This is a genomic window from Ruegeria sp. CH8, from assembly GCF_056536985.1.
In genome coordinates, this window is sequence record NZ_JBQFQR010000009.1 from 156,331 (window position 1) to 181,628 (window position 25,298).

The 25,298-nt window shown below is 59.0% G+C and carries 21 protein-coding genes; 11 read left to right on the forward strand and 10 right to left on the reverse strand.

All coding sequences use genetic code 11. From position 1 onward, the window contains the following. Positions 1–39 precede the first annotated feature (39 nt). Positions 40–3,243, reverse strand: a complete 3,204-nt coding sequence (locus ACR0ER_RS12465; RefSeq protein ID WP_480769202.1) for a CHRD domain-containing protein — start codon at positions 3,241–3,243, stop codon at positions 40–42. Positions 3,244–3,584: 341 nt separating this feature from the next. On the opposite strand from ACR0ER_RS12465, the gene ACR0ER_RS12470 reads away from it, so the two are divergent. The 7 genes from ACR0ER_RS12470 (at position 3,585) to ACR0ER_RS12500 (ending at position 11,420) form a co-directional block, all read left to right on the forward strand. Further along, positions 3,585–4,505: a LysR family transcriptional regulator gene (locus ACR0ER_RS12470; protein ID WP_480769203.1), complete on the forward strand. Its 921-nt coding sequence runs from the start codon at positions 3,585–3,587 to the stop codon at positions 4,503–4,505. 324 nt (positions 4,506–4,829) lie between these two features. Next, positions 4,830–6,413, forward strand: a complete 1,584-nt coding sequence (locus tag ACR0ER_RS12475) for an ABC transporter substrate-binding protein (protein ID WP_170330405.1) — start codon at positions 4,830–4,832, stop codon at positions 6,411–6,413. Between the two features lie 68 nt (positions 6,414–6,481). Then, positions 6,482–7,576 (forward strand): M24 family metallopeptidase, encoded by a 1,095-nt coding sequence (locus ACR0ER_RS12480; RefSeq protein ID WP_480769204.1) that lies wholly within the window; start codon positions 6,482–6,484, stop codon positions 7,574–7,576. Continuing rightward, positions 7,576–8,583 carry an ABC transporter permease subunit gene (locus tag ACR0ER_RS12485; protein ID WP_170330409.1) on the forward strand — a complete coding sequence of 336 codons (1,008 nt, stop codon included), beginning with the start codon at positions 7,576–7,578 and terminating at the stop codon, positions 8,581–8,583. The genes ACR0ER_RS12480 and ACR0ER_RS12485 overlap by 1 nt, the downstream gene beginning before the upstream one ends. Continuing rightward, positions 8,583–9,485, forward strand: a complete 903-nt coding sequence (locus ACR0ER_RS12490) for an ABC transporter permease subunit (RefSeq protein WP_480769205.1) — start codon at positions 8,583–8,585, stop codon at positions 9,483–9,485. Before ACR0ER_RS12485 ends, ACR0ER_RS12490 begins: the two co-directional genes overlap by 1 nt. Positions 9,486–9,489: 4 nt before the next feature. Further along, entirely contained in the window at positions 9,490–10,467 is a 978-nt protein-coding gene (locus tag ACR0ER_RS12495; protein ID WP_480769206.1) for an ABC transporter ATP-binding protein, read from the forward strand. Next, a complete protein-coding gene (locus tag ACR0ER_RS12500; RefSeq protein ID WP_170330416.1) occupies positions 10,464–11,420 on the forward strand; it encodes an ABC transporter ATP-binding protein in 957 nt (318 codons plus the stop codon). The genes ACR0ER_RS12495 and ACR0ER_RS12500 overlap by 4 nt, the downstream gene beginning before the upstream one ends. 6 nt (positions 11,421–11,426) lie before the next feature. Here the strand turns inward: ACR0ER_RS12500 and ACR0ER_RS12505 are convergent, their stop codons facing one another. Further along, a complete protein-coding gene (locus ACR0ER_RS12505) occupies positions 11,427–12,101 on the reverse strand; it encodes a GntR family transcriptional regulator (protein WP_480769207.1) in 675 nt (224 codons plus the stop codon). Positions 12,102–12,409: 308 nt separating this feature from the next. On the opposite strand from ACR0ER_RS12505, the gene psrA reads away from it, so the two are divergent. The 3 genes from psrA to phnY are packed head-to-tail and all read left to right on the forward strand — an operon-like array spanning position 12,410 to position 16,285. Next, the gene (gene psrA / locus ACR0ER_RS12510; RefSeq protein ID WP_480769208.1) at positions 12,410–13,525 is read left to right on the forward strand and encodes an iron-containing alcohol dehydrogenase PsrA; all 1,116 of its coding nucleotides are present in this window, start codon (positions 12,410–12,412) and stop codon (positions 13,523–13,525) included. Between the two features lie 54 nt (positions 13,526–13,579). Then, the gene (phnA, locus tag ACR0ER_RS12515; protein WP_480769209.1) at positions 13,580–14,824 is read left to right on the forward strand and encodes a phosphonoacetate hydrolase; all 1,245 of its coding nucleotides are present in this window, start codon (positions 13,580–13,582) and stop codon (positions 14,822–14,824) included. Positions 14,825–14,836: 12 nt separating this feature from the next. Beyond that, entirely contained in the window at positions 14,837–16,285 is a 1,449-nt protein-coding gene (phnY, locus tag ACR0ER_RS12520) for a phosphonoacetaldehyde dehydrogenase (RefSeq protein ID WP_480769210.1), read from the forward strand. Positions 16,286–16,348: 63 nt separating this feature from the next. Here the strand turns inward: phnY and ACR0ER_RS12525 are convergent, their stop codons facing one another. The 8 genes from ACR0ER_RS12525 to ACR0ER_RS12560 are packed head-to-tail and all read right to left on the reverse strand — an operon-like array spanning position 16,349 to position 23,626. Continuing rightward, positions 16,349–17,191 carry a fumarylacetoacetate hydrolase family protein gene (locus ACR0ER_RS12525; protein WP_480769211.1) on the reverse strand — a complete coding sequence of 281 codons (843 nt, stop codon included), beginning with the start codon at positions 17,189–17,191 and terminating at the stop codon, positions 16,349–16,351. Positions 17,192–17,209: 18 nt separating this feature from the next. Next, on the reverse strand, positions 17,210–17,956 hold the full coding sequence (locus ACR0ER_RS12530; RefSeq protein ID WP_480769212.1) for an SDR family oxidoreductase: 747 nt from the start codon (positions 17,954–17,956) through the stop codon (positions 17,210–17,212). A gap of 8 nt (positions 17,957–17,964) precedes the next feature. After that, complete coding sequence (locus ACR0ER_RS12535; RefSeq protein ID WP_480769213.1) at positions 17,965–19,467, reverse strand: aldehyde dehydrogenase (NADP(+)); 1,503 nt, start codon at positions 19,465–19,467, stop codon at positions 17,965–17,967. Positions 19,468–19,480: 13 nt separating this feature from the next. Continuing rightward, a complete protein-coding gene (locus ACR0ER_RS12540; RefSeq protein ID WP_480769214.1) occupies positions 19,481–20,593 on the reverse strand; it encodes a fumarylacetoacetate hydrolase family protein in 1,113 nt (370 codons plus the stop codon). A 1-nt stretch (position 20,594) separates the two neighbouring features. After that, positions 20,595–21,425, reverse strand: coding sequence for an amidohydrolase family protein (locus tag ACR0ER_RS12545; RefSeq protein WP_480769215.1), 831 nt, complete (start codon positions 21,423–21,425; stop codon positions 20,595–20,597). Next, on the reverse strand, positions 21,422–21,850 hold the full coding sequence (locus ACR0ER_RS12550) for an RbsD/FucU family protein (RefSeq protein WP_480769216.1): 429 nt from the start codon (positions 21,848–21,850) through the stop codon (positions 21,422–21,424). Before ACR0ER_RS12550 ends, ACR0ER_RS12545 begins: the two co-directional genes overlap by 4 nt. After that, the gene (locus tag ACR0ER_RS12555; protein ID WP_480769217.1) at positions 21,840–22,892 is read right to left on the reverse strand and encodes an aldo/keto reductase; all 1,053 of its coding nucleotides are present in this window, start codon (positions 22,890–22,892) and stop codon (positions 21,840–21,842) included. Before ACR0ER_RS12555 ends, ACR0ER_RS12550 begins: the two co-directional genes overlap by 11 nt. After that, a complete protein-coding gene (locus tag ACR0ER_RS12560) occupies positions 22,889–23,626 on the reverse strand; it encodes a GntR family transcriptional regulator (protein ID WP_480769218.1) in 738 nt (245 codons plus the stop codon). Before ACR0ER_RS12560 ends, ACR0ER_RS12555 begins: the two co-directional genes overlap by 4 nt. Before the next feature lie 82 nt (positions 23,627–23,708). Between ACR0ER_RS12560 and ACR0ER_RS12565 the strand changes: the two genes are divergently transcribed. Beyond that, entirely contained in the window at positions 23,709–25,262 is a 1,554-nt protein-coding gene (locus ACR0ER_RS12565; protein ID WP_480769219.1) for a UxaA family hydrolase, read from the forward strand. Positions 25,263–25,298: the final 36 nt, after the last annotated feature.

Below are 25,298 nucleotides of genomic sequence, written 5' to 3' on the forward strand. Positions count from 1 at the left end.
AAAAACGGGGCGACCAGAGGCCGCCCCGCTGCTGCTCGATTATGCGACGAAGTCGTCTTCGGTCAGGTCGGTGCTGTTAACGCCTGCCAGACGAACCGAACCTTCGCTACCGAATGAAATCACGGCATCGTTGCCATTCTGCGCGACACTCACCGCACCACCGAAATCCGGGCCGAAGTCACCGAATTGCAGCTGGTCGAAACCAACCTCAAAATCATGGATCACGTCGTTTCCGAAGTTTGCCCCGAAAGTGAAAGTGTCAGCCCCGGCGCCGCCGATGAGGATGTCATTGCCGCCCTCACCCGAGATCAGATCAGCGCCCGCGCCACCATTCAGCACGTTGGACAAATCGCTGCCAACAATCACGTCGCCATCATCCGACCCGACGACGTTTTCGATCGAGCGCAGCACGTCCGTCTCGAGTTGGTTGTCGATGACATCCAGACCGATCACGCCAGTTCCCCCAACCGCATCCACGTCCAGTGTGGCGCCTGCATCCACCAAGCTGTCCTGAACCACCGGACCGTTCGCACCCGCTGGAGCGTTGTGCAGGTGGATGGCCGAGACAACCCCCGGGATTGGGGTGTTCAGGTCAGCCTCGTTCAGACCGGTCACGCTCAGTTCACTGGAATACGTGACCACACCTGTGTTCAGGTTCTGAGTGATGACGACCGAGGCATCCCCTGTTGCCTCGCTATCCGAGGTCGGGCCCGGTTCCTGCGAAGCATCCAAGCCACCGCTGAGGGTCACCGTACGGATGCCATGATCGGTCACATCGCTGTCAACCAGCAGCTGTCCGCGAATTTCCCCGCCTGGGAAGTCAGCGGTGTGGATGTTGTAGTACAGGTTGCCCTGAACGGCTTGATCCACAAAGGCTGCACCGTCGGCGATGGCCGATCCAAACTGATCCGGCGCAGCGACTATCGCGTCGGTGATCGAGACATTGAAACCGGTGTCACGCGTTGCAGTACCGTTGCCGTTGGCGTCCAGACGGACTTCAACCCCAACATCCAGATCCGAGAAATCGGCTGTGTCGATCCCGTCGCCACCGTCGATAAAGTCATCTCCCAGACCACCGGTCAGAACGTTGTCGGCTTCACCTGCGATCAGTACGTCATCGCCCGCACCACCGTTGATATCACCATTGGTGGTCCCCAGATCGACAAAGATGTCGTCGCCGTCGCCCAGAAGAACGTTGCCGTTGATCACGCCTTCGTCGTCATTGACGATGGTCACGTCGCCCGCATCCGAGGCGTCGATTGCGTTGACCGTGCCACGGATTTCACCTTCGTTCAGGATTGCGCCCAGAAGGTTCAGACCGCCATCCACGCGAATACCTGCGGCGGCGTCCGAGCCTTCGGACCCGGCGATCAGACCTTCGTTGACAACCACACCAGCAAACGAAGCATCGTCCTGATTGGTGAACAGGCGCAGACCGTCCCCGACCTGATTGCCTTCGACCGCGTCGCCGCGCCCCTGGAAGGTACCTTCGTTCACAACAACTGCCGAGACCACATCACTCGACACATCACCGGTTTGCAGCGAAACGGCGGAGCCGTTATTGCCTTCGCCCGCATCAACAAGACCGGTGTTGGTGAAGCTGTAATTGTCGGCCGTGCCATCGGCATAGACCGTGCCGTTGCGCTGATTGCCTGTGCCAAGGATGTCGCCTTCGTTCACGACCTCAAGCCCGTCACCGTCAATGTTCAGCGCCCGGCTGTCCGAGGTCACGGTGCCACGGTTGACGAAAGACCCGCCTGCGTGATCGCCGGTGCCGAAGTACACACCGTTCTGAACGCCAGCAAACAGACCGGTTTCCTCGTTGACCAACTGGCCTTGGAAATTGACGCCGTTTACAGCCCGAAACGCACCGACAGTGTTGTTTGCGCCTTCGGAGGACACCGTACCAGTGTTGGTGATTGTGCCGGTGAACAGGGCAGGGCCAAAGCCGCCACCTTCAAGACGTGCGCCTTCCAGACGGATACCGTCTCCGGCTGTACCCAGACCCGCGCCTGCGTTACCACGTCCTGCGATGATGCCATCGTTGGTGATCTCAACTTCGCCATTGCCACCCTCGGCCAGCGACAGCGAGATGCCAGCGCCGTCGTTGTGCTCACCCGCATCGATTCTGCCCGTTGCAAGGTTTCTGATCGAGTAATCCCGTGCCGTATCGTCGGCATAGACAGTCCCGTTGCGCTGATCACCTGTGCCCAGAATGTCACCGCCATTGATCAGATCGACGCCTGAGCCGTCGATGTTCACCGCGCGACTACCCGACTGGATGGTGCCAAAGTTCAGCACGTCCAGATCGTGTTCACCGTTACCGATATACAGACCGTTGCGCGGCCCTTCGATCACACCGGTTGAGGTATTCAGGATTTCTCCTTCGGTGTTCGTACCATCCGCGATGCGGATACCGGCGGCGGTGCCCTGATTGCTCTCGGTCGAGATCAGGCCGCTGTTAACAATCTCGGTGTCCAGAATGGTGCCTTCCGCGCCATTGTTAATGCGGATGCCATCACCGGCAAGCGCGGTGTTCGACGCGGCCTGACCTCGGCCCTGGATGGTTGCCCCGAAACCGTTGAAAATATCGGTTTCGACGCGGTCACTGATCTCATCACCCACCTGCAGCGAAATACCGGCGCCCTGGTTTTCTTCACCGGCATCAATGGTGCCGCCTGTGAAATTCGAGATCGAAACATCTTCGGCGGTGCTGTTGGTATAGATCGTGCCATTGCGCTGATCGCCGGTGCCGATGATGTCACCAAAGTTGCGCACATCGATGCCCTGACCCTGGATGTCGACCGCGCGGCTGTCCGAGCTGATGACGCCACCGCGGAAGTTGTCGAGAGTGCCCGAGCTGCCTGCGCCTGCAAATTGCACACCGTTGAACTCACCCGCGATCTCACCGAAGTTGCGGATCGAGGCGCTGCCGGTGACCTGAACACCCGTGGCCAGCACGTCGGGACCGTTGTTGGCCTCGATCCGGCCCGAGCGGAAGTTGAAGACATCAACATCCTGACCTTTCGCCAGAACAGCCGCGACAGCGTTATTGGTGACGATCTCGCCAAAATTCAGCAGGCGCGAGAAGTCATTTGCCAGAACAAAAGCTGGCGTGTCATCGACGACAGTGCTTTGAAAGAAGTTGTTGATAAGGGATTGGCCATCGCGGGATGTCTCTTGCGCCAATGTTGACGTGGTCAAGAGACGGGCGCGTAAGCTTGCCAGAAGTTGGGACAGCATTGGTAACTCCGTCATAGGATTTGCGTTTTGCGGTCCGCCCGCTGGTTTGGGCGCTCCACGTAGCAAAGGGGTAGCCACCACCGTCGGTCAGCTAAAATTCATCCTTCGAATTGGGGATATAACCAATGCAAATAGTCACGCCCACCGTGATGTGAGGCGTCGGCGCGACAAGTGATTTCAATTGGTTAAGTGGATTGCGCCGCAAGCGTGGCGCTATTCAGTGGCGCAGAATGACGGTTTTGTCAGGGATTGTGATCCCGTTTTCCTGCAATGGCATCTGTTTTGGCGTATCTAAAGAGCATCCCCGGCGGGGTTGGAAAACTCGGTTTTGGATTGCAGTTATGAATTTCAGAGATTTGGAATACGTTCTCGCCATCGCAAAACATGGCCAATTCAGTCAGGCAGCCGTAGCTTGCAACGTCTCTCAACCCGCATTGTCCAATCAGGTCAAAAAGCTCGAGCAGGAGTTGGGAACGGATCTGTTTCTGAGGCTCAATAACGAGGTGCGTCCGACCACTTGCGGAGAGCGGGTAATTGCTATCGCCGAACGTATCCTTAGGGACGCCCAGAACATTCGAGATACCGCAACCCAGTTCCGCGACCCCGAGGCCGTTCCCTTTCATATCGGAATGACGCCGACGCTTGCCCCATACCTCACACAGTATTTTTCAGACTTGTTCAGCACGCTGTTCCCAAACATGCGGGTCACCATGATCGAGGACCTGCCGCAGAATATGTTGCAAATGGTTGAGGATCACACGCTGGACGTCGCATTGGTCGCGAAACCCAATACAGCAGCGACACTGGACTTCACCTCAATCTGGACTGAGCCATTGTTTCTGGCTCTGCGCGATGGGCACCCGCTGTGTCATTTGCCGTCTATCGCGCCGGAAGACGTGCCCGCGCATGATTTCATCCGATTGCCGCACAGTTTCGGTTATGCGCTGGAGGATCGTCTGCCCAAACTAGATCCGTCGCGCCGAGTCAGCAAACGCTTTGATCTAAGTGCCCTTCGGTTCGAAACGATTTGCCGCCATATCTGCCACTCGGACGATTGCACTATTGTCTCAGCGCTGGCAGCGGAACAATTCAAACGCGACAAGTGGCCATTGTGCTTTGTGCCGTTCGACGCGCCGGGGCACCTGCGCGATCTGGGTGCGGTGACGCGCCCGGGCTGCCCGCGCCGACCACTACTGGATCGCATCGGTACTTACATAAATGAAAATCCGCCCGTAGGTGTCACACCAACCTTTTTAGGATGATGTTAGCCCACAGGTCGAAATTGATCGTATCAGACATCGTCTGACGGCAAAAAACCTGCATTTAAATCGCCTCTTTTTTGACTCGTGCAGAGGGTTTAATCGCCTCAATTGTCTCTTGCCCGTGTCGCCTAAAAGGTCGAACCTATCGGTGTATCCGGCACGTTTGATGACTGACCGCATGCATCAGCGTAAGTCAGTTGACAATGGATTTTGTATTTTGGATACATTGGGCAGAGATTTCGCGGCGAACAGAGTCGTCCAAGAATGCTCTGGCCACAAAGAGCAACGCGAATGTCTGAAAAAAATCATTTCTGGGAGACCCACATGAAACTGAAATTAATGGCCGCAACTGCTGCGATCGCCCTGTCGGCTGCCGCAGCACAAGCGAACACGCTGGTCTATTGTTCGGAAGGCTCGCCCGAAGGCTTCGACCCGGCGCTGTTCACCGCCGGCACGACCTTTGATGCCTCTTCGCACCCGATCTACAACCGCCTGCTCGAGTTCGAAACCGGCACCACCAACGTGATCCCGGGTTTGGCGGAAAGTGTCGAAGCCAGCGATGACGGTCTGGAATACACTTTCAAACTGCGTCAGGGCGTCAAGTTCCACTCGAACGACGAATTCACCCCGACCCGCGATTTCAACGCCGATGACGTGATCTTCTCGTTCATGCGTCAGAAGGACGAAGGCCACCCCTACAATCAGGTCTCGGGCGGTACTTGGGAGTACTTCCAGGGTATGGGCATGCCGGATCTGGTCGAGTCCATCGAAAAGGTCGACGACTACACCGTGAAATTCACCCTGACCAAACCCGAAGCGCCGTTTGTTGCCAACATGGCGATGGATTTCGCCTCGATCCTGTCGGCCGAATACGCGGATGCGATGATGGAAGCGGGCACGCCTGAAAAGCTGAACACCGCGCCGATCGGCACCGGTCCGTTCTCGTTCGTGGCCTATCAAAAAGACGCGGTAATCCGTTATGCCCAGAATGCCGATTACTGGAACGACCCGGCGGCGGTTGAAAACCTGATCTTCGCGATCACTCCGGACGCATCGGTTCGCTATCAAAAGCTGAAGGCCGGCGAATGCCACATCATGCCCTATCCGAACCCCGCCGACATTCAGGCGATGAAGGATGACGCCGACATCAACATGATGGAGCAGGAAGGCCTGAACGTTGGGTATCTGGCCTACAACACCACCATGGAACCGTTCGATAATCCGAACGTCCGTAAGGCGCTGAACATGGCAATCGACAAGAACGCCATCATCGACGTGGTGTTCCAGGGCTCGGGCCAGGTGGCCAAGAACCCGATCCCGCCGACCATGTGGGGCTATAACGACGCCATCACCGACGACGCCTATGATCCCGAAGCGGCCAAGGCGATGCTCGAGGCCGAAGGTGTTTCCGATCTGTCTATGAAGATCTGGGCGATGCCGGTTCAGCGTCCGTACAACCCGAACGCTCGCCGTATGGCCGAACTGATCCAGGCAGATTTCGCCAAGGTTGGCGTAGATGTTGAGATCGTGTCCTACGAATGGGGCGAGTACCTGTCACGCTCGAAAGAACTGAACCGTGATGGTGCTGTTCTGCTGGGCTGGACCGGCGACAACGGCGACCCAGACAACTTCCTGGCCGTTCTGCTGGGCTGTGACGGTCGCGAAGCGTCGAACCGCGCACAATGGTGCCACCAGCCGTTCGAAGACCTGATCCTGCAAGCCAAGCAAACCACCGATCAGGCTGAGCGTACCAAGCTGTATGAAGACGCTCAGGTGATCTTCAAAGAGCAGGCGCCGTGGGCGACCATTGCACACTCGGTTGTATTCATGCCGATGCGCAATGAAGTGCAGGGCTACAAAGTACACCCGCTGGGCGGTCACATCTTCTATGGCGTGAGCGTCGAATAAACCACCACTCACAGACCGGAGCCGTCGATTAGGCGGCTCCGGTTTTCTATTTCTGGAGGTCGGCGTCAATGCCGGATTTGTCCGAGTACCGTCAACTGGCAAAGGACATGTCAGTGGATGCCGTGGCGCTTGTGCCCGGTCCGAATTTCACCCGCGCTTTGGGAAAGCCCTTCATGAGCCACGAACGACCCTTTGTGGTCGTGATCCCGGCCGAAGGTGCGCCAGCTGCGGTAGTACCCAATCTTGAGCTGGGGTCATGGGAACTGGTCGGGTTCGAAGGCGCTGTCTTCGACTGGTTCGACCAGACCGGCTATGATGATGCGTTTGCCGCGCTGGCCGACCATATGCCACTGACGTCGCTTGCTGTCGAAGGGCAAGTGATGCGGGTCTTTGTGTCCAAGGCTTTCACCAACGCGCTGCCGAACCTACGGATTGTCGATGCCGAGCGTGAGATTTCCGGCCTGCGGATCTGCAAGACCGAAGCCGACATCGCAGCAATGCAGGCGGCGATTGATATTTCGGAACGTGCCTTGGCCCGCGTTATCGCGGATGTACGCGTCGGCCAGACCGAAGTTCAGATCGAGCAGGCCTTGGTTCAGGCCCTGTTTGCCGAAGGCGCGGCCTCTCTGGCCTTTGCGCCAATCGTTGCGGCAGGGGATAACTCGGCACGCCCCCACGGCAAGGCCCGTGCGGACTACAAGATCAAACCGGGCGACGCGTTGCTGTTTGATTTCGGCGCCCGTAAACATGGGTTCGCCGCCGACATCACCCGCACTTTCTTTGTGGCCGAAGTTTCGGACGAGGGCAGGGATGTCTACAACACCGTTTTGCGTGCCAACCTTGCGGGGTTCGAGGCTTGCCGTCCCGGCGTCACCGCCCACGATATCGACGACGCGGTGATCAGCGTGCTCGAAGCCTCGCCCTATGCCGACCGCATCCGCACCAAGACGGGTCATGGGTTGGGCCGGGACGTGCATGAAGCACCATACATTATGCGCGGAAATGACCAGAAAATCCTTCCCGGCATGGTCTGGACCAACGAACCGGGCCTTTATGAACTGGACAATTTCGGCATACGCATCGAAGATGACGTATTGGTGACCGAAGATGGTTGCCGGTCGCTGACCAGCTTTCCCAAAGATCTCACAATCATAGGTCGCTGATGTTTGGCTATTTTCTAACCCGCCTGGGTATGTTCATCCCGACCTTTCTGGGCGTGACGCTGATTTCCTTCATGTTCATCCGGGTCCTGCCGGGCGATCCCATCATCGTCATGGCCGGCGAACGCGGCATGACCGAGGAACGCTATCAGGAGATGGTCGAGAAGCTGGGTTTCGACAAACCGGTCCTGCAGCAATACTGGGACTATCTGGTCGGCGTCATGCACGGCGATCTGGGCGAAAGCTTTGTCACCAAAAAGCCTGTCTGGGATGAGTTCTTTGCCCTGTTCCCTGCGACATTGGAACTGTCGATCTGCGCGATGATCTTTGCGGTGGCGTTGGGATTGCCTGCCGGTGTGATCGCCGCCGTGAACCGGGGCAAGTTCTTTGACCGGGCGCTGATGTCTTCGGCGCTGGTTGGGTATTCGATGCCGATTTTCTGGTGGGCGCTACTGCTGATCATCGTGTTCTCGGGCAATCTGGGCTGGACGCCGGTCTCGGGACGGATCGACCTGCTGTACTACTTCCCAAGCGTCACCGGCTTTATGCTGATCGACAGTCTGTTGTCAGGGCAGCCCGGGGCGTTCGGATCTGCCGTACGACATCTGATTCTGCCGACCATCGTTCTGGGCACCATCCCTCTGGCGGTGATCGCGCGCCAAACACGCTCGGCCATGTTGGAAGTGCTGGGCGAGGATTACATCCGCACCGCCCGTGCCAAGGGTCTTTCGCCTTCACGGATCAACGGGCTGCACGCGCTGCGCAACGCCCTGATCCCGGTGATCACAGTAATCGGCCTGTCGGTCGGAACTCTGTTGGCTGGCGCGATCCTGACTGAAACGATCTTTAGTTGGCCGGGTATCGGCAAATGGATGGTCGACAGCATTTTCCGCCGCGACTACCCGGTGGTGCAGGGCGGCCTGTTGATGATCGCCGTGATCGTGATGCTGGTGAACCTTCTGGTCGATGTCCTCTACGGCATCATCAACCCCAAAATCCGGAGGCGGTGATGGCTGAACTGTCTGCAAACGCGCCCAAAACCGAAGACCGCCCCAGCGCTCTGCGAGAGTTCTGGTACTATTTCAGCGAGAACCGCGGAGCGGTGATGGGCCTGTGGGTTTTCCTGGCCTTTGTCTTCTGTGCTGCCTTCGCGCCCCTGTTGGCACCCTATGACCCGACCGAGCAGTTCCGCGCGCACATTCTGCAGCCGCCAGCATGGCAAGAGGGCGGCAGCTGGGCCTTCCCATTGGGCACCGACCCGCTGGGCCGGGATATGCTGTCGCGCCTGATCATGGGATCGCGCTATTCCTTCTTTGTCGGCATCGTCGTGGTCTGTGTGGCTGTGACCGGCGGTGTGATCATCGGCCTGCTGTCCGGGTTCGCGCCCAAATGGGTCGATACGCTGATCATGCGAGTGATGGATATCATCCTGTCCTTCCCGTCGCTGCTGCTGGCGCTGGTGTTGGTCGCCATCCTCGGCCCCTCGCTGACCAATGCGATGATCGCAATCGCAATCGTGTTTCAGCCGCATTACGTGCGCCTGACCCGCGCGTCAGTGCTGTCCGAGCGGCAAAAGGACTACGTAACTTCGGCCCGGGTGGCCGGCGCGGGCAAGGCGCGGTTGATGTTCAAAACAGTGCTGCCTAACTGTCTGGCCCCGATCATCGTGCAGGCGGCGCTGTCGTTTTCGACTGCCATTCTGGACGCCGCCGCGCTTGGTTTTCTGGGCATGGGCGCACAACCGCCCACACCGGAATGGGGCACCATGCTGGCCGAAGCGCGTGAGTTCATTCTGCGCGCGTGGTGGGTGGTGACCTTCCCCGGCCTCGCCATCCTGATAACGGTGCTGGCCATAAACCTGATGGGCGACGGTCTGCGCGACGCGCTGGACCCGAAACTGAAGCGGAGCTGACGACATGAGCCTGTTGGATATCCGAAACCTTACTGTCGAATTCGCCACCGCTTCGGGCAAGTTCCGCGCCGTGGACGGGGTAGACCTGTCGGTCGACAAGGGCGAGTTGATGGCCATCGTCGGCGAAAGCGGATCGGGCAAATCCGTGTCGATGCTGGCGCTGATGGGTCTGCTGCCCTGGACGGCCACGATCACCGCCGACCAGTTAAGTTTCGAAGGCATCGACCTGACCAAAATCTCGGCCCGTGACCGCCGTAAGATCATCGGTAAAGACATCGCCATGATTTTTCAGGAGCCGATGTCCTCGCTGAATCCCTGTTTCACGGTCGGCTTCCAGATCAAAGAGGCGCTGCGCATTCATCTGGGTCTGAACCGGAAAGACCGCCACCAGCGCGCGATTGAGCTGTTCGATCAGGTCGGTATCCCGGCCCCGGAAAGCCGCCTGAACACTTTTCCGCACCAGATGTCGGGAGGGATGAATCAGCGGGTAATGATCGCGATGGCGATTGCCTGCAAGCCCAAGCTGCTGATCGCGGATGAACCCACAACGGCGCTGGACGTGACCATTCAGGCGCAGATTCTGGATCTGCTGGTACGGTTGCGTGACGAACAGGGCATGGGTCTGGTGCTGATCACCCACGATATGGGCGTGGTTGCTGAAACGGCCGAGCGCGTGCAGGTGCAATATGCCGGCCAAAAGGTCGAGGAACAGCCCGTCAAAGACCTGTTTCGGACACCGCGCCATCCCTACACCTCGGCGCTTCTGAGCGCATTGCCGGAACGGGCCACATCGAAAATGTTGCCTACCATTCCGGGCGTGGTCCCCGGTCAGTTCGACCGGCCCAAAGGGTGCCTGTTCAGCCCCCGATGCCAGTTTGCGGACGATCTGTGCCGTTCCCTGCCGCCGACCCCGCATAGTGCGGAGTTCGGCAAGGCCCGCTGCCACTATGTCGAAAAGATAACCGCCGGAGAAATGGCATGACCGCACCTATTGTTCAGGCCAGCGCCTTGGCTCGGCACTACATCGTCAAGGGCGGGTTGCTGTCGAAACCGGCAACGGTCAAAGCTCTGTCCGGCGTCGATTTCGACCTGAAACCCGGCAAAACTCTGGCCATCGTCGGTGAATCCGGCTGTGGGAAATCGACACTCGCGCGCGTGGTGACGATGATCGAGGAGCCGACCTCGGGCAATCTGACCATCGACGGTGTCGACATCACACCATCAAAATGGGCGCAGATGCGCGAGACGGTTCAGATCGTGTTTCAAGACCCTTACGGCTCGCTCAATCCACGCCAGCGGATCGGGCAAATCTTGCAGGAACCGCTGATCATCAACCGGCCCGACATGTCTGCCGCTGATCGCGAAGCTCGGGCGCGCGAGATGATCGACCTCGTCGGTCTGCGCCCCGAACATTACGATCGCTATCCGCATATGTTCTCGGGCGGGCAGCGTCAGCGGATCGCCATCGCACGCGCGCTGATGCTGAACCCCAAGGTGCTTGTGCTGGACGAGCCGGTCTCGGCGCTGGATGTCTCGATCCAGTCGCAGATTCTGAACCTTCTGGTCGAACTGCAAGAGCGTCTGAACTTGGCCTATCTTTTCATCTCGCATGACCTGTCGGTGGTGAAACACTTCGCCGATGACGTGATTGTCATGTATCTGGGTCGGGCCGTTGAAAAAGCCCCGAAAGAACTGCTGTTCGCAGCCCCCCGGCATCCCTATTCCAAGGCGCTACTGTCCACGACCCCGCGTGCCGACCCAGAGGCGCGGAAAGAGCGGATCAAATTGGAAGGTGAGCTGCCCTCACCAATGAACATCCCCAAAGGTTGTGCTTTTGCGCAACGTTGCTGGCTGGCGACCGAGGAATGCCGGGCCGCCCCACCCGAACTGAGCGGTGAGGACCATCAGGTGGCCTGCCTGCATCCTCTGGATTAATCGGGCTTATTCACCTTTGCGCGTGGTAATGACCATTTCCAGCAATTGGTCCTTGGTGCGCTGAATATGCCGGGTCAGCAGGGCGCAGGCGTCCTCGACCCGGCCGTCGCGGGCCAGTGACAACAGTTCTCTATGGTCTTTCTTGGCCGGTTCGCGTTGTTCCATGACACTCAGGTGCATCCGGACATACCGGTCGGATTGCACATTGACCCGCTGCAGGATTTCATTGCTCAACCCGCGCCCCGCAGCAGCATAAAGCGCCATATGGTATTCGTTGTTCAGACTACCCCAGCGGCCCACATCATAGGCGTCGTAGGACTTCTCCATCTCATCCAGAATCCGGTCGCATTCGATGAAATCAGCCTCGGCCATCTGCGGGATGGCGCGTCGGAACAGGTCCACCTCCAGCAGCACGCGCAGATCAAAAATCTCACCGACTTCTGACAGCGAATGCTTGGTGACCGATGCGCCGCGGTTGTTGGTCAACTGCACAAGACCCTCGGCATCCAGCCGTTTCAGTGCCTCGCGGATCGGCATACGCGAGACGTCGTAATCCTCGGCCAGTGCTTCCTGTCTGATAGTCTCACCTTCGGCCATTTCACCACTCAAAATCCGCTCGCGCAGATCGTTGGTGATGACTTCGGGCAGGCTTTGTCGGGGGATCGCGCGGGTTCTGGGCATTAGGTGGTCTCGGGTGCAGGAAACTTGTATCCAAAATACAAAATGAGGGATGGATTTCCAAGTCCCTTACACGCCTCGATTACAATCAGGTGACACGCCGCATCTGGTGGCAAGGTGAACCGAGTTTCATCCCCGTTTCACATCCTTTCTCCAAACTGGGTTCAAGCGGTTAAGCGTGAAACATGGGTGCAATCTAACTATAGTGCCAATCAATTAATAAGATCAAAACAATCTATTGGACCGATGGAGGTATTTGCCGCAGATTGCGCCCAACACGGCGAATCCTCTGTTTTGGTGTGAGGCCCCTGATGTGGACATATTGCAACCCGGTCAAAACCTTATTCGGTACCGGAACATTCAACGAAGTGCCGCAGCTGATCGCTGGCCGCCGATACGCTTTGGTGACTTATCCTGACGCACCGTTTCAGGCGATGGCGGGGCAACTGGCGGAAATGGCCGGGCCTGCCGCATTGGTCATCGATGACGTCGCCCCCAACCCGGATTACCGCCTGCTGCAGGAGCAATGCGCCCGCTTCGACGATGTGGATGTTATCGTCGCCTTGGGTGGCGGCTCGGTGATCGACTCGTCCAAGGTGTTTGCTGCGGCCGCAGGGGACTTCAGCAAGGTCGCCCGGTTTCTGGAAACCAAAACCGGGGCCGAGGATTTGGCCGGAACCCCGATCATCGCCATCCCCACAACAGCCGGTACAGGCAGTGAGGTCACTTGCTGGGCCACCGTCTGGCAGGAAGAGACCGGCAAGAAATTCTCGCTGGCACGGCCCAATCTCTACCCGGAATCGGCGGTGATCGACCCGGCGCTTATGGTGAACAAACCCTACGGGCTAACATTGGCCACCGGACTGGACACGCTGTCCCACGCGCTAGAGAGCATCTGGAACATCAACGCCAACCCGATCTCAGCCCGCCACGCAGTTGCCGCCGCCCGGCAGGTGCTGGACACGCTGCCCGCATTGCTGAGCGATCTGGGCAATCTGCAACTGCGCACCCGCATGGCCGAAGCATCCCTGAGTGCCGGTCTGGCTTTCTCCAACACCAAGACCGCCATCGCGCATAACTTGTCCTATCCAATCACACTGGGATGGGGGGTCCAGCATGGCATCGCGTGCTCGTTTACCCTGCCGGTGATCCTGCGGTCGGTGGATGGCCTTGGCGGCTTTCGTCAGGACGCACTGCATGAGATCTTCGGACCCGATCTTGCAGCCGGGGCTGACAGGTTGAATGCCTTCCTAACCGGGCTCGGCGTGGCCACCCGGTTCGCCGATTACGGCATCTCGGAAGACCAGCGCACGAGCATAATCAATGACGCCTTCGCCGGAGAGCGCGGCCGTAACTTTGCCGGAACAAAAGACGCCTTCCTCGCTGCGGAGAAGGCCATGCAATCCTCACGCCCGAAAGTGGCGTGATCGAACCCAACCCTAACTCAGGCGCCTAAGCACGCCATCACCAAGGACCAAGAGATGACACTGCACACCCCGATCACCGCCAACGAGCGGGTCTACCCTCAGCCCAAAGTTCCCGCCATCGCCATTTGCCTGGACGGGTGCGAACCGGAATATCTGGAAGTCGCCATTGCCAAGGGCCTGATGCCGACGCTCAAGCGTATTCGTGAAACCGGAACCGACCGCCTGGCGCATTCGGTGATCCCGTCCTTCACAAACCCCAACAACCTGTCGATCGCAACCGGCCGTCCGCCGATTGTGCACGGCATCTGCGGCAACTACCTGATCGACCCGGACAGCGGCGAAGAAGTCATGATGAACGACGTGCGTTTCCTGCGCGCGCCGACCATCTTCTCGCAATTCTATGAGGCCGGGTACCGCGTTGCCATGGTCACCGCCAAGGACAAGCTGCGCGCGCTGCTGGGCGCTGGCCTGAAATTCGACGAAGACCGCGCCGTTGCCTTCTCGTCCGAGCGTTCGGGTGAGACCTCCAAAGCCGAGCACGGCATCGAAAACGCCAGCGAATGGCTGGGCATGGACGTCCCCGAGGTCTATTCGGCCGAACTGTCCGAGTTTGTGTTCGCCGCCGGTGTCAAGCTGCTGAAGGAATTCAAGCCGGACATCATGTACCTGTCGACCACCGACTACATCCAGCACAAGTTCGCCCCCGAACAGCAGGGCGCGCTGGATTTCTATGCCATGTTCGACAAGTATCTGGCGCAGCTGGACGAGCTGGGCGCTGCCATCGTCATCACCGCCGACCACGGCATGAAGCCCAAGCACAACGTAGCGGGCGAACCCAACGTCATCTATGCGCAGGACCTGATGGACGAGTGGCTGGGCAAGGACGCCGCCCGCGTTATCCTGCCGATCACCGACCCTTATGTGGTGCACCACGGCGCGCTGGGTTCGTTTGCCACAGCTTACCTGCCGGAAGGTGCAGACAAGGCCGACATCATGGCCAAACTGGACGCCATTGAGGACATGATCCTAGTGGTCGACAAGGAAGAGGCGATCCGCCGCTTTGAACTGCCTGCCGACCGGATTGGCGACATCGTCATGATCTCGGGCGAGACCATGACCATCGGCACCTCGGCCGACCGTCACGATTTGGCTGCGCTGAAGGAACCGCTGCGCAGCCATGGCGGCCTGACCGAGCAGGAAGTCCCCTTCATCGTCAACCGCGTTATCGATCTGGGCAACGCGCCCGAGCTGCGCAACTTTGACGCCTTCTTCTACGCCACCACAGCGGCGGCCCAGTAAATGGACGGGATCATGAATACATCTGACATCCGCAACGAAGGGATGCGCATCGGCGGAGAGGTCGTCTTCACCGATGCCACCGTTCCCGTGCGCTACCCCTACACCAACGAAGTGGTCGGCCGTGTGCCGGCTGGCACCGCCGAACACGCCCGCAAGGCGTTCGAGATTGCGGCGAACTACACACCCAAGCTGACCCGGTACGAGCGCAGCCAGATCCTGCAACGTGCCGGTGAACTGATCGGCGAAAAGCGCGAGTATCTGGCCAAGTGGTTGACGCTGGAATTGGGCATATGTCACCAGCACGCAATCTATGAGACCAAGCGCGCGCAGGACGTCTATCAGTTTGCCGCCGCCGAGGCGCTGAAAGACGACGGCGAGATTTTCTCGTGCGATCTGACCCACAACGGCAAGGAACGGAAGATTTTCACCAAGCGCGAACCGGTCAAAGCCATCAGTGCAATCACCCCGTTCAACCACCCGCTGAACATGGTCAGCCACAAGATCGCCCCCGCGATTGCGACCAACAACTGCATGGTGTGCAAACCGACAGAACTGACCCCGCTGACTGCGCTGACGCTGGCGGATATCCTCTATAAGGCCGGTCTGCCGCCCGAGATGTTCCAGGTGGTCACCGGCTGGCCGCAGGACATCGGCGAAGAGATGATCACCAACGAAAACATCGAAATCATCACCTTCACCGGTGGTGTTCCGGTAGGCAAAATGATCGCCTCGAAAGCGGGTTACAAACGTCAGGCGTTGGAACTGGGTGGCAATGACCCCCTGATCGTTCTGAACGACCTTAGCGATGCCGATCTGGAGAAAGCCGCCACTATCGCCGTGGCCGGTGCCACCGGTAATTCGGGCCAGCGCTGCACCGCGATCAAACGCATCTTAGTGCAGGAGAGCGTCGCCGACAAATTTGTGCCGCTGGTTCTGGAGAAAGCCAAAAAGATCAAGTTTGGCGATCCGCAGGACCCCGAGACCGAGCTGGGTTGCGTGGTCCATGCCGAGGCCGCCGAGCTGTTCGAAAAACGCGTCTACATGGCCGAGGAAGAGGGAGCGGAAATCCTCTACCACCCCGGTCGCCAAGGCGCGTTGCTGCCACCCATCGTGGTCGACAAAGTGCCCCATGACAGCGAGTTGGTGATGGAGGAAACCTTTGGCCCCATCGTTCCCATCGTGCGCGTGCCGGACAATGACGCCGAAGTCATGGCGATCTCGAACAGCACCGAGTTCGGCCTGTCCTCGGGCGTGTGCACCAACGACCTGAACCGCGCGATTGCCTATATCAACGGGCTGGACGTCGGTACCTGCAACATCTGGGAACAGCCGGGTTACCGGATCGAAATGTCCCCTTTTGGGGGCATCAAGGACAGCGGCAACGGCGTCAAGGAAGGCGTCATCGAAGCGATGAAGTTTTTCACTAACGTTAAAACCTATTCGCTGCCCTGGCCGGGCTGACCGCCTGACAATAAAAACAATAAGGCCCCGGTCCATCTGGCCGGGGCTTTTTTTCTCGGCAGATCAGCCCTGCACAACATCCTGACGCTGCACGCCCAGCCCTTCGATGCCCAGCTCCATCTTGTCGCCCGGTTTCAGATAGGTCTGCGGGTTCTGCCCCATGCCCACGCCCGGAGGCGTCCCGGTCGAGATCACATCCCCCGGTTGTAGCGACATAAATTGCGACAGGTGCGAGACTACGGTGGCGACACCGAAATGCATCGTGTTGGTCGATCCGTCCTGATAGCGGTGGCCGTTGACCTCAAGATACATCGGCAGGTTCTGTGGATCGGCGACCTCATCCCGTGTCACCAACCAGGGACCAATCGGACCGAACGTGTCGGCGGATTTGCCTTTAACCCACTGGCCCGAGCGATGCAGCTGAAAGTCACGCTCTGACAGGTCGTTGACCACGCAATAGCCGGCCACGTGGTCCAGAGCATCGGCCTCGGAGACGTATTTTGCCTCCTTGCCGATCACCACGCCCAGCTCGACCTCCCAATCAGTTTTAACCGAGCCGCGCGGGATTTCGACGGTGTCGTTCGGACCGACGATGGCAGAGGTCGCCTTAAAAAAGATTACCGGTTCAGCGGGCAGTTCCATACCGCTTTCCGCAGCATGGTCCGCATAGTTCAAGCCGATGCAGATAAACTTGCCGACCTGACCGACACAGGCACCGATGCGCGGGTCGCCTTCGACAACCGGTAGCCCGGCCAGGTCGAGCCCGCGCAGGCGCGCCAGACCCTCGTCGCCCAGCACATCGCCCGAAATATCGCCAACAACGCCAGACAGATCGCGGATATTTCCGTCGTCATCCAACGCACCGGGCTTTTCCGCGCCAACCGGTCCATAGCGTAAAAGCTTCATTTCCTGTTCCTTCTCAACTCAGATGGTCCAGCCGCCATCGATGGCAAAGGGCTGACCCGTGGTATAATTGCTGGCGTCGCTCGCCAGATACAGCGCAAGTTTGGCCACTTCCTCGGCGGTTCCGATCCGGCCCATCGGTTGACGCGCGATGAAATCCGTCATGGCCTGTTCGTAGTCGCCAGTGGCGCGCAGCCGGTCATGCAGGCTGGGGCTGTCGACCGTGCCAGGGCAGATTGCGTTGCAGCGAATTCCTTGGGTCACGAAATCTGCGGCCACCGACTTGGTCAAACCGATCACCGCCGCTTTGGAGGCACAATAGGCGAACCGGTTCGGTACACCTTTCAGAGATGACGCGACTGACGACATGTTGATGATTGATCCACCGCCGTTTTCCAGCATCGCAGGCAGGGTCAGGCGGATTAGCCGGTACATGGCTTTGACGTTCAGATCAAAGCTGAAGTCCCAGTCCTTCTCTTCGCATTCCAGAATTGACCCGCCCGCAACATAGCCCGCGCAGTTGAACAACACGTCCAACGGCGGCAACTCCGCCGTAGCAGCCTGAACGGCATCAGCATCCGTGACGTCCAGTTTCAGGGTTTGAACATCGGGGATTTTCGCCAATTCGGACAGCGACGCCTCATTGATATCGCACGCAATGACTTGCGCGCCTTCGGTTGCAAAAAGCTCGACCGAGGCGCGCCCGATCCCTTGGCCTGCAGCGGTAATCAGAGCTGTTTTGCCGGATAAACGGTTTGAGGAAGTCATCAGGTTTCTCACACTTGTTCGGGCAGAAGATCCACGGGCAGGTTCTGATAGCAAACCGGTCGCAAAAAACGCCGGATCGACAGGGTGCCGACCGAGGTCGCGCCGAAATTGGTTGAGGCAGGGTAGGGGCCACCATGCACCATGCTGTCGCAGACCTCGACACCGGTAGGGAAGCCGTTGGCCAGCAGCCGTCCGGCCTTGCGTTCCAGCACGGGCACCAGTTTGCGCGCGGTGTCCGCATCCTCGGCGTCCATATGCAGGGTGCAAGTCAGCTGGCCTTCAATTGCGCGAGCGATATCGGTCATCTGATCAACGTCCCGGGCGCGCACGATGATGCCGGTGGGGCCAAAGACCTCTTCGTGCAGGCTGTCATCAGCCAGCCAATTGTCGCCCGAGACGACAAACAGGTTTGGCGCTGCGCTGCGGGGCGCGCTGGCTTTGCTAACAATCTGAGAAACTCCGGCACCCTCGGCGAATTGTGCCACTCCCTTGCGATACGCGTCTGAAATTCCGCTGGTCAGCATGGTCTGCTCTGCTGTCTCGTCCAAAGCGGACTGCGCCGCCGCCTGCAGGGCATCCGCATCCGGTCCGTCAACTACGATGGCAATGCCGGGATTGGTGCAGAACTGACCTGCACCCATGGTCAGGGAACCGGCCCAGCCGGTGCCGATCTCGGCGCCGCGGGCTGCAGCGGCTTTGGGCAGAACGAACATCGGGTTGACCGAGCCCAGCTCACCAAAGAACGGGATAGGTTCGGGGCGTTGCGCACAGATGTCGAATAGCGCGCGACCGGCACGTAATGATCCGGTGAACCCGACTGCTCGGATCAAAGGGTGCTGCGCCAGAGCGGTTCCGACCCCGATCCCATCGCTTTGGATCAACGAGAACGTGCCCGCGGGGGTGCCGGTCGCCTTGATCGCAGCGTCAATCGCTTGTGCCACGATCTCACCGGTACCGGGATGAGCCGGGTGGCCTTTGACAACAACGGGACAGCCCGCAGCCAAGGCTGCCGCTGTATCCCCACCCGCGACCGAGAACGCCAGCGGAAAGTTCGACGCTCCAAACACTGCGACCGGGCCCAAAGGTCGCTGGATCATCTGCAGGTCAGGACGAGGTAAGGGCGCTCGGTCCGGCAAGGCTGGGTCGTGGCGATGGTCCAGATACGCACCGGTTTCGATGTGATCTGCGAACAGGCGCAATTGGCCAACAGTCCTGCCTCGCTCACCTTGCAGCCGCGCCTCGGGCAGGCCGGTTTCCTGACATCCGATTTCGGTGATCGCGTCGCCGCGTGCGTCAATCTCATCTGCAATTTTCCGCAGCAGCGCAGCGCGCTCTGTCCGGGTGGACCAGCCGAATGTGGCAAAGGCTTCTTCCGCCGCCTGAACGGCGGTGTCCACATGCGCAGGAGTCCCCACGGCAAAATCATGGCTCGGCCCGTGTGCTGGGTCCGATGCGAAAGTGGCCTCGGTCCCGACCCATTCGCCCGCGATCAGGTGCTTTCCGGTCAACATGTTCAATTCTTCCTTAAATCAGCCCGCGCCGGGCGAGGTTTCGCATCAGATGAGACGCCCCGAATTTCCATTCCGGGCATTCGGTCGACAGGCGCACCGTGTTGGTCAGCGCACCCAGCTTATCGTTTGAAATCGTGACGATATCACCCAGTTTATGAGTGAACCCACCCCCCGGAGTATCGCGATCCTGGGTTGGTGCAAAGAGGGTTCCGAGAAATAGCATAATGCCATCGGGATACTGGTGATGCCGACCAATTGTCTGGGCCACCAAATCGACCGGATCACGGCTGATCTGCGCCATCGAGGAATGGCCTTGCATCTCAAAGTCATCAGACCCGGTCACGGTCAGCGTCAGCTCTGCGGCGCGTACGTCATCCAGCGTGAAACTTTCATCGAACAGCCGGATCATCGGCCCGATCGCGCACGAGGCGTTGTTGTCCTTGGCCTTGCTAAGCAGCAGGGCTGAGCGCCCCTCAACATCGCGCAGGTTGACGTCATTGCCCAGCGTTGCGCCCTTGATCTGACCTTGTGAACTGACGGCCAGAACCACCTCAGGTTCGGGATTATTCCAGGTTGAGATCGGGTGCAGGCCAACATCCGCGCCAAACCCCACCGAAGACAGCACCTGCGCCTTCGAGAACACCTCGGCATCGGGGCCGATTCCGACCTCCAGATACTGGCTCCACAGGCCCTCGGTGATCAGTGCCTCTTTCACTCGTTCGGCCGCGTCAGACCCCGGCACGATATTGGTCAGGCTGTCGCCGATGCGGGCGCCAATACGGGTGCGGATCGCGTCGGCTTTGGCCGGGTCACCGGCGGCTTGCTCTTCGATCACACGCTCAACCATGGAGCCCGCGAAGGTAACACCGCAGGCCTTCACCGCCTGCAGATCGCATGGGGCCAGCCACTGGTGCTCGGCGTCCAGCGGACCCAAGGCCTCACCCGGTGCTGAGCGTGTGTAGTCGGCAGCGTCATCGCGTTCCAAGATATCGCGCACGGTCGGTGCTTCTTTGGACGTGATATTAAGCAGTTGCCCGTCGCGGAAGGTCACGACGCATGGACCAATACCCTCACGCTCCACACGTCCCAGCCACAGCCCGCCAGTATCCAGATTTGGAAATGTCATTTTAGTCCCTGAGGTTATAGGCCCGGGCGGCATTGCCCCCCAGCACCGCTTTTCGTTCGGTTTCGGTCAGCGCGCTCAGCAGTTCGTCGGTGGTGTCCAGCCAGCGCTGATAACTGCTGGCCAATGTACAGACCGGCCAGTCGCTTCCCCAGATCAGGCGGGATGGGCCGAAGGTGTCCAGCAAGTGGTCGACATAGGGACGCAGGTCATCGGTCGTCCAATCCGGCGCGGCTTCGGTGACCAGCCCAGACAGCTTGCACCAAGCGTCGGTTTCGCGGGCAAGTGCGGCCATGTCTTCTGCCCATCCTGAGATCACTCCATCCCGGATCAGCGGTTTTGATCCATGATCAATCACAACGCGCATCTGCGGGTGATGCGCCAGAAGTTGACGCAACGGTGCAAGATGTTGCGGCAGTGTCAGGGCATCAAAAGTCAGATCATGGCGCTGGACTGCTTTGAACGCTGGTGTCAGTGCGTCCCCCAGCATCCAGTTCGGTTCTGGAATGTCTTGAATCATCGGTCGCAACCCGACCAGAGCCGGGTGCGCGGACAGCGCCTCAATCTGCGCGGGCGCATCGACGGCCTCGAAATCGACCCAGCCGACAACGCCTTTGATAAACGGCGTCTGATCGGCCAGAGACAGCATATATTCCGTCTCGGCGATCGTTGGGGCGGCCTGCACCAAAACCGTACCTTCGATCCCTGCGGCCTTGATAAGGGGCGCCAGATCATCGGGTGTGAAATCTCGGTAGATCACGGCAAGTTCCGTCGTCAGCCAGCCATAATCACCCCGTGCCAAAGCCCAGAAGTGCTGATGTGCGTCGATCCTCATCCAATGACGCCCTTCTTGAGGATGATGTTGCCGTACAGTCGCCGCTCACCTGTCTGGACGATGGCAAATGCACTGGCAGAACGGTCATAGAAGGCAAATCGCTCCAGCCCCTGAATGCGGGCAGGATTGTCAGCCGTGGCATCGATGACGGACTGAAAGTCGGCCACGGCTTCGGGAACAGCGTCCGGGTCACCGACCACCTGCATGGTCAGTGCCGGGTCAGGCACGAATGTGTCCAGCGGCATGACGGACAGCACCGCCCGCAGTATTTCGCTGGCTGAAGACCCATCAGCGCGGATGCACTTCGGTCCTGTACTGGAGCCCGGAAAATTCGCGTCCGCGATGACAATCTCATCCCCGTGACCCATGGCCCGCAGTGTGAGTAGCAGTTCAGGCGAAAGGATCGGATCGATGTTACGCAGCATTGGCGGCCTCGGCAGGCAGAGGCGCATCAGGGCGGATCAGGCCTTCGGACCGCAGATCAGACCACAGCCCGACCGGGATATTTCGATCAAGCAAGGCGACATTGGACTGCACTTCTGCAGCACTGACCGCGCCGGGGATTACGGTTTTGACGCAAGGATGGCCCAGAACGAACTGCAAGGCCGCCGCGATCAGCGGCGTATCATGCGCGGTGCAAACCGCCTCGATTTTGCGCACCCGATCCAGAATGTCCTCTGGCGCATCGGCGTAGTTATATTTGGCGCTAGGCACAGCCCCGGTCGCAAGAATGCCTGAGTTATACGGCCCGCCCAGAATGATCCCAACATCGCGTTCTTCACAAAGCGGCAGGAAACTGTCCAATGCCTCTTGTTCCAGCAGCGTATATCTGCCTGCCAGCAGAAACGCGTCGAAATCGCCAAGTCCCAGCAGTTTCTCGCAGACTTGCCATTCATTCACACCAGCACCGATCGCCGCGACCTCACCGGCATCCCGCAATTCAGTCAACGCCTTGTAGCCGCCGCCATCGAACAGCTCGCGCACTTTGGCGTCAGACATTTCCTGACTGCCCTGACTGAAGACGCAAACATCGTGCACCAACAGTATATCGGCATTGGCGACGCCGATCCGTTCCCGGCTTGCTTCGTAAGAGCGCATCACACCGTCATAGGTGTAGTCGAACACGATCCGTTTTTGCGGCACGTCCACAAAAGCCTCGGGTGTCACCTCATGTGGTTCGCAATCCAGCAACAGGCGACCGATTTTGGTCGACAGTTGGATGTTCTCACGTCCAAAGCGGGCAATCGCTTCGCCAAATCGATGCTCGGACCGGCCGAGGCCATATTGCGGGGCGGTGTCGAAGAACCGAATGCCCGCGTCAAAGGCCGCCTGCAAGGCTGCCTGCGCGTCCTCATCCGGGACTTTGCGATAGAGATTTCCCAGTGGCGCGCCACCAAAACCCATTCGAGTTAATGGCACAGGCCGTGCGGTGCGGTGATTCAATAGTTCGGTTTGCGAAACGGTCATCCTGCTTCCCGTGCTGGCTGAGTAGAGAGGTTAAAAAGGTGCGGTTGCTCCTGAATCAGCACCTCAATCCGCGGCATAAGCTGCCCCAAGTGGTGCCGCATGGCAGCTTGAGCTGTCTGCTCGTTACGTTCCAGAATGGCAGCGTAAATGGCGCGGTGTTCTTCCAGAGTTTCCATGATGCGCCCCGGCGTTGGCAGCAACAGCATCCGAGCCCGACTAACTTGCAGGGATACGGTCTGCGCTACGTCGCCCAGACGTTTGAAGCCCGTGAATTGCATCAGTAAGGCGTGGAATTCCTCATCAGCCTGATAGAAGCCGGGAATATCTTCATCCTCGATCATCAGCTCTTGCATGCGCATATTTCGGCTGAGTTTCTTGCGTTGGTCTTCCGTCAAGTCCCGAGCAACCTTGGCAACAGTTGCGAGTTCCAACGCCTCACGAAGGAACATGCCCTCGCGGATTTCCGGCATCGAGAAGTAGGATACTCGTGTTCCTGACTGCGGCACGACATCTACCAGCCCTTCGGCAGCCAGCCGGGCAATCGCCTCGGTCACAGGCGCGCGCGACACGCCCAGCCGTTCGCAGATCGGCGCCTTTCTGAGTGTCGCACCAGGCGGAAAGTCCAGTGAAAGAATGGCCTGCTTGATCGCCTGATAAACCCGCTGCGCCAGCGAGCCCTCATCCGACGCAATATCGCGCAAAAACTGCGCGTCGATGTCTTGTGGCTTAGTCATAAGGATGATCTATCATACTAACATGTTAGTTGACAAGTGCGTGATTGCCGTTTAGCAATTTGAGCAAGCAAGCGGGGACGGGATGCAAGCAGACCAGAAAAATAAGGCCTCTCAGGCAGCGACTCGCGACACGGTCAGACTGAACCCAGATGACAATGTCGTGATCGCGTTGCGAGATTTACAGGCTGGCGAACAGCCGTTTGGCCTTTCCGTTCCACTAGTCGAAGCAATTGCGCGGGGGCACAAGATCGCCACCGCTCCGATCCCATCGGGTGAAAATGTCATTCGGTACGGGCAGATCATCGGGCAGGCAAAAGCGGACATCGCTCTGGGCGAGCATGTCCACGTACACAACCTTGGAATGGGCGCGCACCAACAAGACTATGCGCATGCAAGCGCGAATGTGTCGCTGCCGGAAATAAACGAAGCGCGCACCTTCCAAGGCTTCCTCCGCTCAGACGGGAAAGTAGGCACACGAAACTATATTGGCATTCTGACGACGGTGAATTGTTCCGGCTCGGTGGCGCGATTCATTGCTGAAGCCGCCCAGAAGTCTGGCATTCTGGAAGAGTTCCCTAATGTCGACGGGGTAGTTCCGATCGTGCACGGCACTGGCTGCGGCATGTCAGGCAAGGACGAGGGCTATGCAACCTTGTTCCGCACTTTGGCCGGATATGCCCAACACCCGAATTTTGCGGGCATTCTGCTGATCGGATTGGGCTGCGAGGTCATGCAAGTGGCCGATCTGGTCGGCGGTCGCCCGATCCGGCAGGACGGCGTCCTGCGCTACATGACCATTCAGAATGAGGGCGGCACCCGCCGGACCATAGAGCGCGGTTTGGGAGAATTGCGCGGCATCGCGGAGTTGGCCAATCAAACGACACGTTCACCAGCCCCGCTCAGCGCGATCACGGTCGGGATGCAATGTGGGGGATCCGACGGGTACTCGGGGATCACTGCCAACCCGGCGTTGGGATATGCCTCGGACCTTCTGGTTCGGCACGGCGGGACGACAATCCTGTCGGAAACGTCTGAAGTCTATGGGGCCGAGCATCTTTTGACCCGGCGCGCCGAAACGCCCGAAGTGGGTCAAAAACTGATCGACCGTATTCACTGGTGGGAAGACTACACCGCCCGAAATGGCGGAGAGATGGACAACAACCCCAGCCCCGGTAACAAGCGCGGCGGGCTGACCACCATTTTGGAGAAATCGCTGGGCGCCGTGGCCAAAGGCGGCACCGCGCCGATGCGAGACGTCTATAAATTTGGCGAGATGATCGACAAAAAGGGCTTTGTTTTCATGGACAGCCCCGGTTTCGATCCGTGCTCGGTCACGGGGCAGGTGGCCTCGGGCGCAAACCTGATTGTGTTCACCACGGGCCGCGGCTCGGTCTCAGGCTATCAGCCAACGCCCTGTATCAAGCTGGCGACGAACTCTGAAATGTACGCGCGCATGGCCGATGACATGGACCTGAACTGCGGCGACATCGTCACCGACGGGATCAGTATCGAAGCCAAGGGCGAAGAACTGTTCGAAATCCTGATCCGGGTCGCATCCGGTGAGAAAACCAAAAGTGAGGACCTTGGCTTTGGGGGCGTCGAATTCGTCCCCTGGCAAATCGGCGCGGTGATGTAACCCGCGTAGCCCTAAAGGAGAGGGGCGATATGGGAG

Excerpts from the sequence above, each read along its gene's own strand:
- ACR0ER_RS12535 (WP_480769213.1), bottom strand. The coding sequence starts at position 19,467 with ATGTTGACCGGAAAGCACCTGATCGCGGGCGAATGGGTCGGGACCGAG.
- ACR0ER_RS12505 (WP_480769207.1), bottom strand. The coding sequence starts at position 12,101 with ATGCCCAGAACCCGCGCGATCCCCCGACAAAGCCTGCCCGAAGTCATC.
- ACR0ER_RS12550 (WP_480769216.1), bottom strand. The coding sequence starts at position 21,850 with ATGCTGCGTAACATCGATCCGATCCTTTCGCCTGAACTGCTACTCACA.
- ACR0ER_RS12465 (WP_480769202.1), bottom strand. The coding sequence starts at position 3,243 with ATGCTGTCCCAACTTCTGGCAAGCTTACGCGCCCGTCTCTTGACCACG.
- ACR0ER_RS12480 (WP_480769204.1), top strand. The coding sequence starts at position 6,482 with ATGCCGGATTTGTCCGAGTACCGTCAACTGGCAAAGGACATGTCAGTG.
- ACR0ER_RS12525 (WP_480769211.1), bottom strand. The coding sequence starts at position 17,191 with ATGAAGCTTTTACGCTATGGACCGGTTGGCGCGGAAAAGCCCGGTGCG.
- ACR0ER_RS12490 (WP_480769205.1), top strand. The coding sequence starts at position 8,583 with ATGGCTGAACTGTCTGCAAACGCGCCCAAAACCGAAGACCGCCCCAGC.
- psrA (WP_480769208.1), top strand. The coding sequence starts at position 12,410 with ATGTGGACATATTGCAACCCGGTCAAAACCTTATTCGGTACCGGAACA.
- phnY (WP_480769210.1), top strand. The coding sequence starts at position 14,837 with ATGAATACATCTGACATCCGCAACGAAGGGATGCGCATCGGCGGAGAG.
- ACR0ER_RS12555 (WP_480769217.1), bottom strand. The coding sequence starts at position 22,892 with ATGACCGTTTCGCAAACCGAACTATTGAATCACCGCACCGCACGGCCT.
- ACR0ER_RS12530 (WP_480769212.1), bottom strand. The coding sequence starts at position 17,956 with ATGACTTCCTCAAACCGTTTATCCGGCAAAACAGCTCTGATTACCGCT.
- ACR0ER_RS12560 (WP_480769218.1), bottom strand. The coding sequence starts at position 23,626 with ATGACTAAGCCACAAGACATCGACGCGCAGTTTTTGCGCGATATTGCG.
- ACR0ER_RS12540 (WP_480769214.1), bottom strand. The coding sequence starts at position 20,593 with ATGACATTTCCAAATCTGGATACTGGCGGGCTGTGGCTGGGACGTGTG.
- ACR0ER_RS12485 (WP_170330409.1), top strand. The coding sequence starts at position 7,576 with ATGTTTGGCTATTTTCTAACCCGCCTGGGTATGTTCATCCCGACCTTT.
- ACR0ER_RS12565 (WP_480769219.1), top strand. The coding sequence starts at position 23,709 with ATGCAAGCAGACCAGAAAAATAAGGCCTCTCAGGCAGCGACTCGCGAC.
- ACR0ER_RS12495 (WP_480769206.1), top strand. The coding sequence starts at position 9,490 with ATGAGCCTGTTGGATATCCGAAACCTTACTGTCGAATTCGCCACCGCT.
- phnA (WP_480769209.1), top strand. The coding sequence starts at position 13,580 with ATGACACTGCACACCCCGATCACCGCCAACGAGCGGGTCTACCCTCAG.
- ACR0ER_RS12545 (WP_480769215.1), bottom strand. The coding sequence starts at position 21,425 with ATGAGGATCGACGCACATCAGCACTTCTGGGCTTTGGCACGGGGTGAT.
- ACR0ER_RS12500 (WP_170330416.1), top strand. The coding sequence starts at position 10,464 with ATGACCGCACCTATTGTTCAGGCCAGCGCCTTGGCTCGGCACTACATC.
- ACR0ER_RS12475 (WP_170330405.1), top strand. The coding sequence starts at position 4,830 with ATGAAACTGAAATTAATGGCCGCAACTGCTGCGATCGCCCTGTCGGCT.
- ACR0ER_RS12470 (WP_480769203.1), top strand. The coding sequence starts at position 3,585 with ATGAATTTCAGAGATTTGGAATACGTTCTCGCCATCGCAAAACATGGC.